Raw genomic sequence first — 15,778 nt, forward strand, 5'->3', positions numbered from 1 at the left:
TGTGTTTTTTTTTTTTTTCAAGCAGAAGACGGCATACGAGATTTCTGCCTGTCTCGTGGGCTCGGAGATGTGTATAAGAGACAGGGATAATTGCGTGCAATTATAAAACGTTCATTTTGGGATATTCGTTTTATTTTCAGTTTTAAAAAAAGGGAAAAAGAAAAGGAAGTAGTTTAAAATATCTTCTTTTTTCTTTTCGTTATTACTTATTACGCATTTTTATTCAATTTCACACTTATTCATATAAAGAAAAGAGCCAAAGGCTCTTTGATAACATTTTCATTTCAACTTTTATCAGCATTTTCTGGTTCTTTATCAAAATATTTATCACGTAATGCATTAGAAATATCCGTGATATTTGTTCGAAGTATAAACAACATATCGGACAATTCTGGATATTTTTCTTTCGCTTCTTTCATCATTGGCAATAATAACTCTTCATTTTCCGTAATGTTTTTTCGTATTGCTTCCGGTTTTAACACACCTGCCATCGATGACATATTATGATAACGGTCAAGGCCTTTTACGATAATTGCGCCCTTACATTCCAACATATTTCGAAAGTATCTACGTTTTATATCTATTTTTTCTTCTCCAGGTAAAGGAGTAATCGTCATATATTTTACGATTTGTTTTACGGAATTATTAACTGGCAAAAAGTCAATTGGAACACCGCAATCTTCACAAACATCGTGTAATAATGTACCCGCAATTATTTCATCGTCTCTAATGCCTAGAGCAACTGCATAACAAGCCATTTGAAGTGGATGCACTATATATGGAACACCATCTTTCCGTTTCTGGTCTTTGTGCTTTTCTCTTGCATAACTTAAAGCTTTTATACTTTGCTCCATTCTAGCGCCTACAAGGAAACCTCTTAAGTATGTATACATCTTATCAACATTATATTGTTTACTCATATTAATATCTCCCTTTCATTTTATCTATTTTTTGTTGAATTAAAAACAATATTTCCTTCTTTATTGTTCTTTTTTATGGCACCATTAATTTAACTATTTTCGTCTAATTTTCTGATTAGTACTCATTTATATTCTAGCTTTCATTTACAAATATAATATGTTATCTTTCTAAATTAAATTAAAAGAGAGCCAATGCTCCCTTTAACTTAATGAAAATATTCTTTCAGTATTTTCCTTTGCTCTCTGTATCAGTTCTTCTTCATTTATATTCATATACTTTGCTAATTCTTTAACCACGTAGATAATATTTTCAGGAACATTAATATTCGATAATCCATCTACGTTTTTAGGCGTTAAATACGGAGCATCGGTCTCAATTAAAATGCGATCCAGAGGTATCCCTTTTACTGCTTCCCGTAAATCTTTTCCGCGCCTTTCATCACAAATCCATCCGGTAATTCCTATTGAAAACCCAAGTTTCAAATAATTATCTAATGTATTTTTATTTCCAGTAAAGCAATGAACTACTGATTTTTCACATAGCTCTTTGTGATTTTTAAATCGTTTAATAAAATCTTCTGTTGCTGAGCGTTCGTGCAGGAATAATGGTTTGTTCAACTTTTCAGCAAGATTGATATGTTTTTCCAAACATAAAATTTGGTTTTCCCTTGTCGAATACATTCTATCATAATCCAACCCACACTCTCCAACGGCAACAATTTTAGGATTAGATGTTATTAATTCTTCGATTAAATCAAAGTCCTCTTTCCTTACTGAATCTGCGTTGTGAGGATGAATCCCAGCTGTTCCATAGACAAATTCACGGTTCAAAATAAACTCAGCTATCTGTCTGTTTGCCCTTGTACTTGTCCCTGTTAAGATACAGGCCACATCATTTGCCGTTGCATTTTCAAGAATTTTTTCTGGATTTTTAAACTGTTTACAGAAAAGGTTTAGTCCAATATCGTAATATGTAATATTCATCATCCTACACTCCTAATTTGTTATTCATATGCACCGTGATTGTTCCTTGAACTTTTGCTTTTAATATGAGCAAATCTAGTTTAGCACTTAAATCTTTTTCTGTCTCTATTCTTTTATTGATTCCTTTTAAAACTTCTTTTGTTAATTCTATCATTTATTTTCTCCTATATTCTTTTATTGCATAAATAATCTAAATCTCTGACTATCACTTTATTACATTTCTAATATGTAAAAACTTATATAAAAATAATATCTGATATGAATAAAAATAGTAAAAAAGATTCATTTAATGTACACTTGATTAAGTAAATGGTTTTATAATCTAAGAAAACATTGTCGTAATTTTAGGAAAAAAAAACGAATACAAGCAATAAAAAAAGCGGAATAATCCGCTTTTCATTTTAACTTAATTATTCTTTGATTCGTTGACCCAGCAAAAGGATATTCCTCAGACATCAAATCTTTTTCAAATCGTCCATCTACTAAGACATCGCACTTTTCTAAAATCTTTTTTCTCATCCGTCCCGAGGTACTGGTATCTTGCATTAAATTTTCGTAAGTATATCCAGTGTAGATCCAGATTGTCTTGTAGTTAAAATCGTCTTTAACTTCGCTTACTATATTATAGATATCATTAAGATTTGCCTCATTTAATGGATCTCCGCCAGAGAGTGTTAGCCCATCAATATAATCTTTACTCAGTTCTTCATAAATTTCATTTAAAGCTTTTTTATCAAATGGAATTCCGCTTTTAGAATTCCAGGTCTCAGGATTATGGCAGCCGAGGCAGTGATGTAAGCAACCGCTCACAAATAAAACACAGCGGAGTCCGTCGCCGTTCAGCATATCACATTTTTTAATATCATGGTAATTCATTTTTTCTCCTCTTAATTACATAGACACTCTCATGCCGAGTTCTGCAACTTTAGATTTATTAAATCTACTTGTCTTCTCAGGATCAGAGTCAAAGTCAAAGTCACCATCGATTGTGCCTACTCTTGTAAACCCAAGATATCCATTCATTCGGTCAATCATTGTAATATTTTTGCTTCCACAATGAGAACAAATTGTCATATTTAATTCTTCATGCCCACAATGATTGCAATAGGAAAGAGATAGGTTAACGCCTTCATAAAATCCTATTTTCATTGCTCTTCGAACTAAAGTTTTAATAGCTCCAAGATTATATTGGATTGGATATTTGCAATATTGTATTTTTCCACCGTTTGATAAATTCCAAAAACGCTTCTCGTCATCTTGTTTTTGAATTGGAGTAATTGTCTCCCATACAGCATCATGGAAAGAATTAGTAACAAATTCTTTTGACGAGACTCCTTCGACGACTCCATATTTTGTTCTAAATTGTTCAATCTGTTTTCCTGCTAATGTTTCTGCTGGAGTACCATAAATAGCATATAAAATCCCATCCTCTTTCTTATATCTGTCAACCAGATTGTTAATGTGCTCCATTACTTCAAGTGCAAATTTTCCATCTTCTCTGATTGATTTCCCGTTATAGAGCATCTGCAATTCATTCAATGCGGTTATTCCAAAACTAATTGTACAAGACTTCAATAACGAAGCAATTTTTTCATCCGGTCTTAAATTTCCACCTAACATTCCGCCTTCACAAAAGCACATTGGATTTCCACCTGCACGTAAATTGCCGATATAATCAATTGTTCTCTTATGAAATTTTCTGATTAGTTCCATGTAATAATCAAGCACTTCATAAAAATCTTTCTTTTCTTTCATCGACTTCATCAGAATCATCGGGAGATGTAAGGTCACAACGCCTAGGTTGAACCTACCTGTGAAAATAGGTTTATCTTCTGGATCTGATTGATATATGCCACCTTTTTCATACCACGGTGACAGGAACGCTCTGCAGCCCATCGGGCTAACAACTCTTTTAAACTTCTTATACATTTCAGGAACATATCCTTCTCCAGTTAATGAAAGATAATCAGGATACATCGTTTTACTGGAACAACTAATTGCACCGTCAAAAACGTCTTCATATTCCTTCCCTGCTCCATGTTTTTCTTCATCATATAAAAATACTAATTTAGGAAATAGTACCGGCTTTTTAAATCCCTTTTTACCCTGGCCCTCCTTTCTAACATTTAAGATTGTTTTAGTAATCATTTTACCAAGCTTGCCTTCAGAAAGACCTAAAGTAAAGGTTGTAAAAGGATAATCACCACGAGAACTTCCGACCGTATTCAGTTTATATTCAATTCCTTGCATACCCTGTTCGCATTCTCTCTGTGTCTTTTTAAATGCATATTCTTTAGCTTTTGTCTCCGCTTTTTCTTTTGCATACGCTAATAATTGTTCCAGCTTTATCTTATTTTCTGGTAAATAAAACGCATGGTGTTCTTTTAAATATTCGATAGTTTCCATTTCACTTTCGTATATTTCATTATATTTTTCCGAATAGAAATTATTATATGATTTATTTGCATACGGAAGCAGAACTGTATCAACTTCAGGTACTGTAAATCCACCATACTGTTGAGCAGCTGTACTTAATATAATATCTCCCATAACATCAAAGGCAGTGTCAAGAGAATTTGGTTCGTTATACCACATATTTCCCATCTGGAATCCGCCTCTAAGGACATTAGCCATATCGAAAAGACAGCAGTTCCAAGTATCTAGTCTTGAGTCTTTATCATTAATATAAAAGAATCCGTCTTTCGTCGCCTGCTTTTCTTCTTCGTTTAAAAAGAATTGTTCATATCTCTTAGTTGAGTATTCTCCATATAGAAGACTACGTTTTGTAGCAACAAGCTTTGCATCTTTATTTGCATTGGAGCGATCACCTATGTATCGTATTGTATTTTCTGCCTGCTCCATCTCATCAAATAACTTTAATCCCTTTTGCTTCCAGTTTCTGTAACTTCTATACTGGTTTGCAACTTTAGGGTTCACTTTTTCTAAAGCGTATTCCACGATAGAATGTATTGTCTCAATATGGAATTCCGTCTCTTGAGATTCCTCAATTTTTTGTATTACGTATCGTACTATTTCATTTTTTTCTTCATTAGTCCATTCTTTGGCAATCCGATTTGCCGATTTTTGAGTGGCAATTATAATTTTTTCAGAATCAAATTTTTCTTTTGTTCCGTTTTTCTTGATTATAACTATTTTATTTAGATCAAATAAACTATTCAATTTATTTCCTCCTTCATTTTTATGAGTTACATATTAAGTATGTAAACTAACACATAAGAACAAAGCTATTCTTGATGTTGTGGCAACGGATTAATACGTTCTATATATTGTGTTTTATTGCAAAAGTCTTGATTCTTTACAGTAAATTTTAATCAATAAAAAGGAGCCCTTAAGGCCCTTCTTATTCGTGATTTCCATCTCCATAATCTTCATCTAAATCTATTTCTGTATCTTCTTCTGATTCAAATTCTTCTTGTGGAATTTCTGCTTCTGGATCATCATCAACCATATCACTCTCATAACATTCACATTCCAAACAGTCATCTTGATTTACGACTTCAAGTTCAGTAACCATTTCAACATATTTCCTTGTTGTTTCAGTCTCCATATCAATAAGATCCTGACATAAATCATAATCCTTTCCCAAGATAATAAGATCTCCGCAAAATGGACAGGTCTTTGCAAAACGAATTTTCTTACGTTTTAGAATAATAGTATCAACTTTTCCAAATTCTTCTATAAAATCTGGAATTAATTCTAATGTTAAATAATCATCGTATTCCGTTTGTTTTAAACCTTTAATATCATTCATATTGGCACCTCCAAAATTTTTCGTAGATATAATGATAGAATTTAAACAAATGGACAAAAAATTTAAAATTTTTATGTACTTTATGAGCAACAAAAAAGCAGCCACCGCTGCTTTCAATACATATTTTAAAATCCGCGCTTGCCATGAAAAAATCATAAATTGAATTCCATATGGCTAATGTTTTACATCTAACCTTTTAAGCCTTTATTTTCAATTTCAATCCATTCATCCAGAGTCAAAGGAATATAATTTGATTTCATACAGAAACAATTGATTATATTGCAAGGAATCCCTTGTTCCTTTCCTTGAATGATTCTTTTAGTTTTCCTTGTTTCTTCTACAAATTTATCCACTAATGCCTGATCTATTGTATTATGTATATGTCCATGTAGCATATAAACTTTCGGATTTCCAAAATCATCCACTCGATTTTGTCCGTTATAACAAAAAATAGGATAATGGCATAAAATAACCTTTCTATTATTATCCTGCATTTCATCATAACTTGTAATTTTCTTGAAGAGTTCTTTATTAAAAGATTTATTGTTTAAATATTTGTCATGATTTCCTGCAATTAAATACTTTTTTCCATTCAACCGCTCCACAAGAGTTTGCGTCTGCTCCCATTTTCCAAATGATAAATCTCCAAGAATTACAACCTCATCATTTTTTCTTACTCTGCTGTTCCATTGCTTAAGCATGAATTTATTCATTGATTCTGTTGATTCAAACCCTCTTTGATCCATCTTGTCATTCATTGCCAAATGAAAGAAATGGCAATCAGCTATATAATATCTCATTTTATATTCTCCTCTCATTTAATAGCGTCCTTCTTGCAGCATGTGTTCCAATATCTGCTAATTGTGTTGGTAATGGAATTCTAGAATCATCTGTCACAAATTCCTTCAAAAGACACACTGCTGTATCTAAACTGATATTGGTTCCAGAAGAAATAAAGACTGGTTTGCAATCCGGTCGTGTCCGCAGGGCCTTTCCATAAACAAATCCTTTATACTCAATATCCGTCGTATCAAACTTTCTGTTTCCGACAATGGGATAGTCTATACCGTGTATATCGTAGAATGTCTTTGCAACACCAATTGTTGGCATATCAAGAAGAATACCTACATGAGTTGCTATACCCATTTTTCTCTCATGCAAAATACCATTTCCATCAAAAACAATAACATCACCTTTCTTCTTTAGTTTTTTCCAAGCTCCTAAAATAAGATCCTTTTCCCGAAACGCCAATAGACCGCTTGTATAAGGAATTTCAATAACTCCATATTCCTGTGTATATTCCAACATCTCATGTGTATTGCGATCTAAAGTTACTGCATAACATACTGCATATTCTTTATCATCAATCATAAAATAAGCAACATCGACTCCAGTAATTGACTTTATGTTATTTATATCAATCTTATCTTTTAAGCTGATCTTACTCTGTAATTCTAATTGTATCTGAACCATTTCTGTATCATTCATCGATTTTTTCCTTTACATATTGATCCGCAATTTCTTTTGCTCTCTGGTAAGTATTCCACTTTATATTTCCAAACTCATCATATACCTGCTTTCCATTAATATATAAATAATAATGTGTGCCATATGGAAATTTTTTAATATTCACCTTGTAATAATCACTATCTGGATATATTAAGTCTTCTCTTTCAATTTTCTTTGTTTCATCAAATCCAAAACAATATCCACCATTTTTATTGATGTAGATATTTCCATGTTTATTTAACATCTCTAATTGTTGCGAAGATATTTCCTCAATCAGAGCTGCTGTTTCTTTTATAATTCCATGACCTGTTCTTGGACACCTGAAATCATAAATTAAACTTGCAATTGCATTAGTAAAGTGAAAATGTTTATTACGCCTGAAATCTCCTAATTGTTCTGCTGCTTCATTCCACATTTCGTTTTCAAATAATTTTACATTTAAATATTCTTCTACTGAGGCAATTTTTAACCACCAGCCTCCATTATGTTTTATAAATGTATACATTTCGTTTCTCCTATTCTGTATAATCACAAATAATTATCTCAAAGTCAGTATCCATGAAAACCTCTTTAATAATTAACTCAACATCCTCCCACTTACATTTATCTCTTCCACTGGCAATCTTAGGCATTGCTAGTTTTGTTTCGTTATTCTGAATCATCATGCAACGTATAGCCTCTAACGAATCCTTCAGATTTGCTAAATACGATTCATATGTTATACCTTTTCCAGCCTTATGCCAATAGCGGTCTTTAGTAAACATATTGTATACGACACCTGCATCATCTTTATGTCTGTATGGTATATAAATGCCTCGATTGTTCACAAATCGGCAATCAGTTCCGTCTGCCGTAATCTTTGAAACATCCTTTTTAGCTATATCTATATAGTTTATACAAGCCGCTTTTAATCCCGGAAACACTTTCCGAAAAGCTAATACTACACCACTTCCCATTGCACAATCATTTGATATACATTGAGCCGTAACATAATCTGGAAGTGCTTTTGTAACATCCTTATATATCATCTTATAAATCATATATTATCTCCTCTTTTTTCTTTGATAGAGTTATTATGTTTGGCAATTTAAAATAACAGTATAAAAAAAGGAGCTAGATAGCTCCATTTATATTTTCATTTTTTAAATCGACATACTTTTATAGTAGAAAATAATTTAATTATTTTTTTTGTTAAAAGCCTCATTTGCGCTTTCATTCGAGATGTAATCTCTTAATCATTTATCTGAAGAATCTGAACTCTTAATTTTCCAATCCTTAGAGATAGCTTTAAATCGATTATTTATCAGTACTCCAAGATATTGTTTGTTAGAAATATAGAATGTCCTATCTTTATCAATTTTTACTTTTCTAAATTTAATATTACGGATTGCAAACTCCACATGGAGTATATCCTTGTGAAATTATTTCATCACGAGTTCCGGTAAAATTTCCTTTATTTTTTTCACTTATCTTTGATACACTGTCACAATTGGGCTTATGAAATTTATGGGAATTTGTGTTTAAAATATAAGTTGTTTCATTTTCTGATGTGTTGTTCTGTATATCTTCTTTTAACTCTGAATCAGCAACTGTATTTTTTGATATCCAGCTCTCGCCTGTTGTATAATCAATCGTAATTCCCGGCTGTACATTATAGACAAATACATTATAAAGAATACCAGAACCGTCATCCTCCACAGATCTTGCCTCCATTAGTACGCCGGTAGCCAATAAATCATTACCTTTATAAATTGGAGTTATGCGATAAAGCACGTGATTATTTGTTTCTTTAACATAGTCCGCAACCATATTTTCAAATGGTAGCATTCCGTCAACGTTCATGTAACGAGTACCAGTAATTAAGTTCTTTTCATTTGCATTTTCTGCTGTTAGCTGGAAGCCGATCAGATGGCAACGATTATATAGATATTTTCCATCTACATTGTCATATTTCACAGTATGCCAACCAGTCGGCTTCACTTGCCCAATATTTCCACGTCCTTCTGTCGGCATTAGATCTATACCAACATTAGCAAATGCAACTCCACATCGTCCCAATTTATCTAGCTCACTATATGATTCAAATGATTTCGTAGTATAGTCTTTTTCATTTAAAAACGGGACATTATTATTAATTACTGCGTATGGCGCTCCAGAATAAGATGGTATAGCACCAGTTGAAAAGGCAACCTCACTTTCTGAATTGTTGGCTCCATCAGTACTACCTTCCAAACCTGTTGTGCTTTCGTAAGCGGTTATTTTTTCACCCTTCGACATCTCAATTTGGGAACAACCAGTACATAGAATTGCTATGATCCATACCGATAACATTAGATATGCTTTTAATATTTTCATTTTATATAGATCTCCTTTGTTATTTTCTCATGGGAATTTCCCTTAAATTCCTCTGTTTTAACTAACTTCCAACCACTCATATCAATACTATAATAAAAATCTGCAGGATATTTTCGATTCCATTTGAATATTATAATCCTTTCTATTCGTTCCATGTAAGGTTCAATATTTTCATCTTCCACGAAACAATATTCGCATTGGTCAGCCTTTTTAAGGAAGTCCTCATCTACCACAACATTTTGTAATTGTGTTTCAGGAAACTGCCCAGATGTATAAGCATTCACCCATAACTTATCATTATTTATTTCACTCAAAATATGATTTCGAAGTTCTTTATCTTGACTTTGCCTACGATGATTGAACATCATTCCTTTATTGTCATCAATACATATTATTATAAACATCTTGCCACTTCCCTTCTGTTTTCCTTTTTTCTATAATGATAACAATATGCAAATATTTATGGATTGATAAAAGTATCTATTAAATTAATCAATAACTCTCTTGATACAATATCTAATAAATTCAGATACATTTGCATAATCGTGTTTATTTGTATATTCTTCAACTAACTGTTTTTCTTTATATGATAGATAACAGGATACCTTACTCCTTTTTTCTCCTGTGATATGTGACCAAAAAGGCTCAATGCCAATTATTCTGGATAGTAAATCAAGTTGTTGTGTTGATATCCCAAGTTTGTTTGCTATTAATTTCTTTTTATAGATAATACCTTTTTCTTTAGCTTCTTTTTTAAACTTTATAAGATTAACTTCTAACTCAACTAATCTCTTATCACCTTTTAACTTTAATTGCTTGTTATAATTATCATTTTTTATTTCTTGTCCAAAGGTAATATTAGCTGGTTGATTAATCAAAGCCGCAACTATTGCATATCGTTCTGGACATTTTAAAGACCAATCCTTTAAAACCGAAAATGTACAATACTTTGGATTTGTACCCAAAACTCTAATTGTAATTTCACTTCCCAAATTATTTGCTAATTGTTTATATATTTTAGCGACATTAAATGAGCGATTTTCTAATTTATATGTGATTCCATACTCAGAATCAAGTAAAGCCTGATATAGATTATTATAACCTTCTGTTGGTCCAATGTCTAATGATAGATGCAAATAATCATATAATACATTTGTCAAGAATAATTCGTATTCGTTACAATTAAAGTCAAAGGAAGAAGCACTTTTACAATTATCCGGAAGGATAAAGCTTTCATTAATTGTATCATTCCTTGAATATTCAAGAGTGATAAGTCGGCATTTATGTTTTTTACAGATGCTTATCAGTGGGATTTGGTGGCTGCAATGCCAATAAGATTCACCATATTTCTCATTATCTTCTTTTTTACATATTGGACAAAATTTAAGAGTATTATTTTTTTTTGTAGAAGTTCTCCAATAGGAAATTGGAATTTTGGAATTTCCTTTTTTTATCATTTCAATCATCTTAATTTTTTCTTCATATGTACGCATTCGGCAAAAATAATTAAACAAAGTATGATTTAAAATTATTTCATCAATGTTAAAAATAGTATCTGGTAATTGTTTGTAAATGTAATAGATCGAATTATTAGGGAAAAAACTTCCAACTGACATATATTTACTTGTATTGCCAAATAACTCTTTCATTGTATATATATCACTTATATTGCCTGATCTAACATGATAGCGGCACAAGACGCTATACCATAGTTCATCTGGATAAGGTATAGGAAAATAGCTCAGCATAAAAAACTCCTCCGCTCTACCATCTGACAGATTTTCAACGTCTGAATCAAATGTGTTACAGATTCATTTTTCTTCCATATAGCAATCAAATCAGTGTTATCCCTCACCGCTGATTTTCTCCCTCGTTGGCTTGCATAAAAACGCTTGACTGGCATTTCTGTATGTTCTGTGGGTATATCTGCCTGATCTGGAAATATAGGGACTGTTGTTATTTGAGTTTCAATTTCTTCCGTTCTCGGATACTCGACTTCTAGCTCATCCAACTCTTCAACTCCAATTTCCTCTTTTGTTACCTCCTGTACAGTAAAATCAGAGATAGAAGTCCCTCCACGACTATATACCTTTGGAACCTCAATTCCCAAATAGGTAACTGCCTGCTTCATTGATTCATAAGTTAACTTTTCCTTTCCTGAAAGGATCGACTGTATCTGTGCTTCCTCAAATATCTTTAAAATATAGGCTGGAATACCAGCAGAAAGATCATATATCTGTTTCATTAATTTCTCCGTCAATTCAGTTTTTTGAAGAGTGGTCTGGAACACCCATAAGTCTGTAATAAACTTCCGATAAGTTATGTCATATTTCAAGGGCAGAAGCCGGAATCCTCTAGTTCGCCTCTTTAGATGCTCCTGTTTTAGAAACAGTTCTTCGGCTTCCAATGTTCCACAAAAACAGATACCCGTGGAAGTCTCATTTGTCAGTTCCACCAAAAATTTAATGAGCGGCCTTGTTTGCTTGTTCTTTGCAGCTGTCAGAATTGCATTCTGTATTTCGTCAATAACAATTAACCCAATATGATGATTCATGCAGATTATTTTTAATCTGGTAGTTAGAGCGCTTGAAGATACGTTCCTTAAACATGCCGCTTGTGTAAAATACTCTGTGCAAATCGCTCTGTCTATGGCTGATAAAATATTAAAGGCCAGAGTTTTCACAGAGCAGTCAGAGGGACATTCCACAATAAGATAATTAATCTGTTTCGTGTAAAAAGATTGTCCATGGTATTTTGTATGCAGAATCACCTGTGGCATGATACTTAAACACCTTTGAATCGTAGAAGTTTTTCCAATGCCCGGAACACCCAAAACAGCTCCGCAGTATGCCTGGGTAGAATAGGAAAGGGTTCGTTCCATTCCAGTTCGAAAGTCCATGTAAATTTCATTTAATTGCCTGACTGATTCAACCACGGTTTTGGTCTGATAAGTCGCTGCCATTGCTCGATAAATCATATCATAGAGTGTGTACATATAGTCCATGGGCTGAAACCAAGTGTTCAATTCTGTCAAATAGTTCCTTCGTACTTGCGGGTTCTTCTCTTGCAAGTCATAAGGCAATTGAATATCGCTTTTTATTCGTTCTATAAACTCTGGTTTTCCCAATAATACCGGCAGTGCTTCCAGAAACGGATTTCCCTCTTCTTTATCATAATCGGCATCTGCCACATTCCCTCTCATCTTCTGATACTTCATCTATGCCTTCTCCCTTCTGCGGTTGGATTTAATCGTATCCGTATCCAGTTTTCCTTTTTCGGTATATTTTGCTTCACCAATAATTCCCTGTATATTCTGTAGTACCCGTATTCGACCCTCGGTATCCAGCCGTTCTAGTTCCTTCCTGCTTTTCTTACTCTTATCTTTCTCAATCTGACATTCTGCCTGTGTGGCTCCCGTATATCTCTTATAATAGCTAGCGAGCTCAAAGGGAATATACTCTACTCCATTAATTAGATAGATTCGGCTCACATTTTCTGGATCATATGCAATTTGAACGTTCTCTCCTATTTTTTTATTCATCAGAAGCTTTTTATATTCAGCAGACACATACCAAAGGCCCTGGTTACTGATTCCTTTCCTCGACAGAGTTGCTTTCTTTCTTGGAAGCCCAAATTGATAAAGCTGCTCTCCATTAATAGGAATTACGCTGGACCGTCCTTTAGACTCATACCATTTCCAGAGTTCAGAAGCAACGGGAGTGACTACTTCCACTTGACAATTTTGAATTATTCGGCAGCTATTAAGATATAACACACAATGGATTATAATTTTTGTAAAGTCCTCTAAAGTTAGCATTGCTTGGCTACGATAGTCTACTGCCCATCGTTCCTGTGCATCCGGTTCAATAACACCTTTTCCTCGTAGAGAAGGCTTGTACTTTTGCTGTATAAGATCAAATGCCTTTTCAACTAACCCTTTTCTATCCGGCCGGAATGGAGGCATGGATTCAAATTCAATTCCATATTTCATGGCGATTTCATTCATGTAGCTTCCAAGAAATTCTTTTCCCTTATCCGTGATTATTTCTCCCGGCAAGCCTACGTTTGGCCACTCGTCCTTCGTAATTTCAATACCATATTGTCTACAAAATTCCACTTTATTCATAGCAGAATTGGTAAGGCAGGATATAACGGCATGTTCTCCAGCCTCCAGACCTACATAGATTCCAGCAATTAGCTGTGTAACCGTATCAACTGCCATATAAATGTTCGGTCGTCCAATTACAGCGGATTTATCCAACCTAGAAACAAGATAAATATCTGCTTGTGTCGCGTCAATTTGAAATGCGCCAATTTTACTTTTCCAATTCATTGCAGAACCAAACAATGGTCGTATATTTCTCTGATAATCAGAGAGCCCGTTTCTGGAAATAACTGCTCTTGACTTCTTGTTATAATTCTTTTCATAAAAGTAGTGGCGAAAACAATACCAACTTGGATGGTTCTCCATTAAGTATCCGTCTGTATCAGTATATCTTGATAATAGCATGAGATCATAGGTGCTCCGTAAGCTCATCTTCTTTGCACTGTAATAAAAAGAATCTATCGCCCATGCAAAGTCTTTTTGCTCTTTCGTTTCTGGTTTCTCTTGTTTTTGTCGTTTTTCAACTAGGGAAAGTCCTGCCAGATGGCGAAAATAAAGTTTCTGGATTCGTTTCACTGTAGTTCTCTCACGTTCGGCAATCTCCTTTATCTTTTGATTACGTCGTTGTTTGTCTACGATATAAATTTCATCATTCAGAAGTTCTGTAATAAGATTCATCCGTTTTTCCTGTCCATCAGTAGTTTTATTCTCTATCAATTGCAGGTATTTAGCTGGCGGTTCCAACCTTGTATAAGTTTCCAATTCTCGCTCTAGGACAAACTTTGGAGCACAGGGATTTTCATAGGATATGATCCACGCTCCGCTCTCAGCCCTTGATGCAATCTTAAACGTTTCTCCTGCAATATCAATAAACATAAGTCTATTCTCCTTTTTCCATAATGACAATTTTCCAATCTGTGGCATTTGATGTAGACCAGTAGCGGCGTGAAAATTCTAGTTTTTCAATGTTGGCCCGCTTAGATAACATGGTTTCTGTGACAATCTCACGAATTCCAATAGAGCCATCCACAAAATGAAGTACGAAGTCAGACGCCCATACCGTGTCAAAATAATCCTTACGGATATCCAATGTGTTTACATATTGATATCTTTCTTTCTCCAATTCCCAGCACGCTTCGTAGGATACCACGTTTTTCTCATGCTCTAAAATTTTCGCATATTCCCTTGCCTCTCTGCTGTGGACACACACTACCATTTGATTTTTGTTGCTACGGAAATTAATATCTCTGCGTTTACCTCCAGCTTTGTCCATTACTTTTACTCCTTTACAAAAGTTCAATTTAATTAATGTATGAATTAATCCAGTTTTAACTACAAGACTAATTTACCTTAATATCAGAAGCCAAAAACTCTAATTAATTTGTACGCAAAGCCAAAAACTAGATTTAATTCTAATTCCTGTATCCAAAAACTCTGATTAATTCCAAATTTAACTCTTCTCCAGTCGAATTATTCCAAGTTTTTGTAACCAAATTCTTCGATTAATTAATTTTTAGAGCCAAAAACTCGAATTAATTTTAATTTTTGTTGCCAAAAGCTCTGATTAATTCCAATTATTTATACTCTCTTTGTTGATGTGCGTATGAAAATCGCCCTCTTGTCCAATCCAAAATAGAACATATATAATCTAAGATTCGAATTAGATTTTCCTGTATTTGTTCTTTTTTTCTACTTTTGTTTCTGGTCTTTTTCAGGGCTTTATTCTTTATTATTTTGTACCCGGTAAAGCCGGGCAGGGTCTCCTGCTGCCGGCCACCACACCTGGACTGTCTTTGTCTCCATAGTCAAACTCAAAACCAGCTGCTTATTTAGTAAGATCTCTGCTCCCGCTGCCGGCTCTAACTTTATATACCACAGGGACAATGACCGATAGGGCGGGTCAAACTCAGTCAAACTATCTTTTCACCCTGTCTCTGGTTCTATCTTCTTATCTCTTTTCCTTCTTCTTTTCTTTCCTTTTTTAAGGATAAATCACTCAACTAAAGTTTCGTTAGTATTCTAGCAATAGGTAGAGACAAATTCCATTGACGAGGCATCAGAATTTGATTAGGTATAGAGTCAGAGGCGGCTCAACAAAAAAAGACCACGAGAATCTAATCTCATGATCTTTTC

17 protein-coding genes are annotated in these 15,778 nt (G+C 33.7%); all 17 read right to left on the reverse strand.

The genetic code is table 11. The features are described from left to right. Positions 1-284: 284 nt before the first annotated feature. Entirely contained in the window at positions 285-920 is a 636-nt protein-coding gene (locus CRO04_RS24860; protein ID WP_097006935.1) for an HD domain-containing protein, read from the reverse strand. A gap of 201 nt (positions 921-1,121) precedes the next feature. Next, positions 1,122-1,907: a TatD family hydrolase gene (locus CRO04_RS24865; protein ID WP_242974645.1), complete on the reverse strand. Its 786-nt coding sequence runs from the start codon at positions 1,905-1,907 to the stop codon at positions 1,122-1,124. Position 1,908: 1 nt separating this feature from the next. Next, the gene (locus CRO04_RS26480; RefSeq protein ID WP_166432674.1) at positions 1,909-2,058 is read right to left on the reverse strand and encodes a hypothetical protein; all 150 of its coding nucleotides are present in this window, start codon (positions 2,056-2,058) and stop codon (positions 1,909-1,911) included. Positions 2,059-2,300: 242 nt separating this feature from the next. Further along, on the reverse strand, positions 2,301-2,780 hold the full coding sequence (gene nrdG / locus CRO04_RS24870; protein WP_097006936.1) for an anaerobic ribonucleoside-triphosphate reductase activating protein: 480 nt from the start codon (positions 2,778-2,780) through the stop codon (positions 2,301-2,303). Positions 2,781-2,795: 15 nt separating this feature from the next. Beyond that, positions 2,796-5,084, reverse strand: a complete 2,289-nt coding sequence (gene nrdD / locus CRO04_RS24875; RefSeq protein ID WP_242974647.1) for an anaerobic ribonucleoside-triphosphate reductase — start codon at positions 5,082-5,084, stop codon at positions 2,796-2,798. Positions 5,085-5,265: 181 nt separating this feature from the next. After that, a complete protein-coding gene (locus CRO04_RS24880; RefSeq protein WP_141401044.1) occupies positions 5,266-5,676 on the reverse strand; it encodes a hypothetical protein in 411 nt (136 codons plus the stop codon). 188 nt (positions 5,677-5,864) lie between these two features. Further along, complete coding sequence (locus tag CRO04_RS24885; RefSeq protein WP_097006938.1) at positions 5,865-6,476, reverse strand: metallophosphoesterase; 612 nt, start codon at positions 6,474-6,476, stop codon at positions 5,865-5,867. Position 6,477: 1 nt separating this feature from the next. Next, on the reverse strand, positions 6,478-7,164 hold the full coding sequence (locus CRO04_RS24890) for an endonuclease V (RefSeq protein WP_097006939.1): 687 nt from the start codon (positions 7,162-7,164) through the stop codon (positions 6,478-6,480). Beyond that, on the reverse strand, positions 7,157-7,690 hold the full coding sequence (locus CRO04_RS24895) for a hypothetical protein (protein WP_097006940.1): 534 nt from the start codon (positions 7,688-7,690) through the stop codon (positions 7,157-7,159). Before CRO04_RS24895 ends, CRO04_RS24890 begins: the two co-directional genes overlap by 8 nt. A 10-nt stretch (positions 7,691-7,700) precedes the next feature. Next, positions 7,701-8,225 carry a hypothetical protein gene (locus CRO04_RS24900; RefSeq protein WP_097006941.1) on the reverse strand — a complete coding sequence of 175 codons (525 nt, stop codon included), beginning with the start codon at positions 8,223-8,225 and terminating at the stop codon, positions 7,701-7,703. 340 nt (positions 8,226-8,565) lie between these two features. Continuing rightward, complete coding sequence (locus tag CRO04_RS24905; RefSeq protein ID WP_097006942.1) at positions 8,566-9,540, reverse strand: DNA/RNA non-specific endonuclease; 975 nt, start codon at positions 9,538-9,540, stop codon at positions 8,566-8,568. Continuing rightward, positions 9,537-9,944 carry a ribonuclease Z gene (locus tag CRO04_RS24910; protein WP_097006943.1) on the reverse strand — a complete coding sequence of 136 codons (408 nt, stop codon included), beginning with the start codon at positions 9,942-9,944 and terminating at the stop codon, positions 9,537-9,539. The genes CRO04_RS24905 and CRO04_RS24910 overlap by 4 nt, the downstream gene beginning before the upstream one ends. 84 nt (positions 9,945-10,028) lie before the next feature. Next, positions 10,029-11,288: a TniQ family protein gene (locus CRO04_RS24915; RefSeq protein ID WP_097006944.1), complete on the reverse strand. Its 1,260-nt coding sequence runs from the start codon at positions 11,286-11,288 to the stop codon at positions 10,029-10,031. Next, the gene (locus CRO04_RS24920; RefSeq protein WP_097006945.1) at positions 11,282-12,757 is read right to left on the reverse strand and encodes an ATP-binding protein; all 1,476 of its coding nucleotides are present in this window, start codon (positions 12,755-12,757) and stop codon (positions 11,282-11,284) included. The genes CRO04_RS24915 and CRO04_RS24920 overlap by 7 nt, the downstream gene beginning before the upstream one ends. Beyond that, complete coding sequence (locus CRO04_RS24925; RefSeq protein ID WP_097006946.1) at positions 12,758-14,521, reverse strand: Mu transposase C-terminal domain-containing protein; 1,764 nt, start codon at positions 14,519-14,521, stop codon at positions 12,758-12,760. 4 nt (positions 14,522-14,525) lie between these two features. Then, positions 14,526-14,918: a hypothetical protein gene (locus tag CRO04_RS24930; RefSeq protein ID WP_097006947.1), complete on the reverse strand. Its 393-nt coding sequence runs from the start codon at positions 14,916-14,918 to the stop codon at positions 14,526-14,528. Positions 14,919-15,364: 446 nt separating this feature from the next. Beyond that, positions 15,365-15,559 (reverse strand): hypothetical protein, encoded by a 195-nt coding sequence (locus tag CRO04_RS24935; protein ID WP_097006948.1) that lies wholly within the window; start codon positions 15,557-15,559, stop codon positions 15,365-15,367. Between the last annotated feature and the right edge of the window lie 219 nt (positions 15,560-15,778).

Origin of the sequence: Lacrimispora amygdalina (assembly GCF_900205965.1) — a bacterium.
GTDB classification, from domain to species: domain Bacteria; phylum Bacillota; class Clostridia; order Lachnospirales; family Lachnospiraceae; genus Lacrimispora; species Lacrimispora amygdalina_A.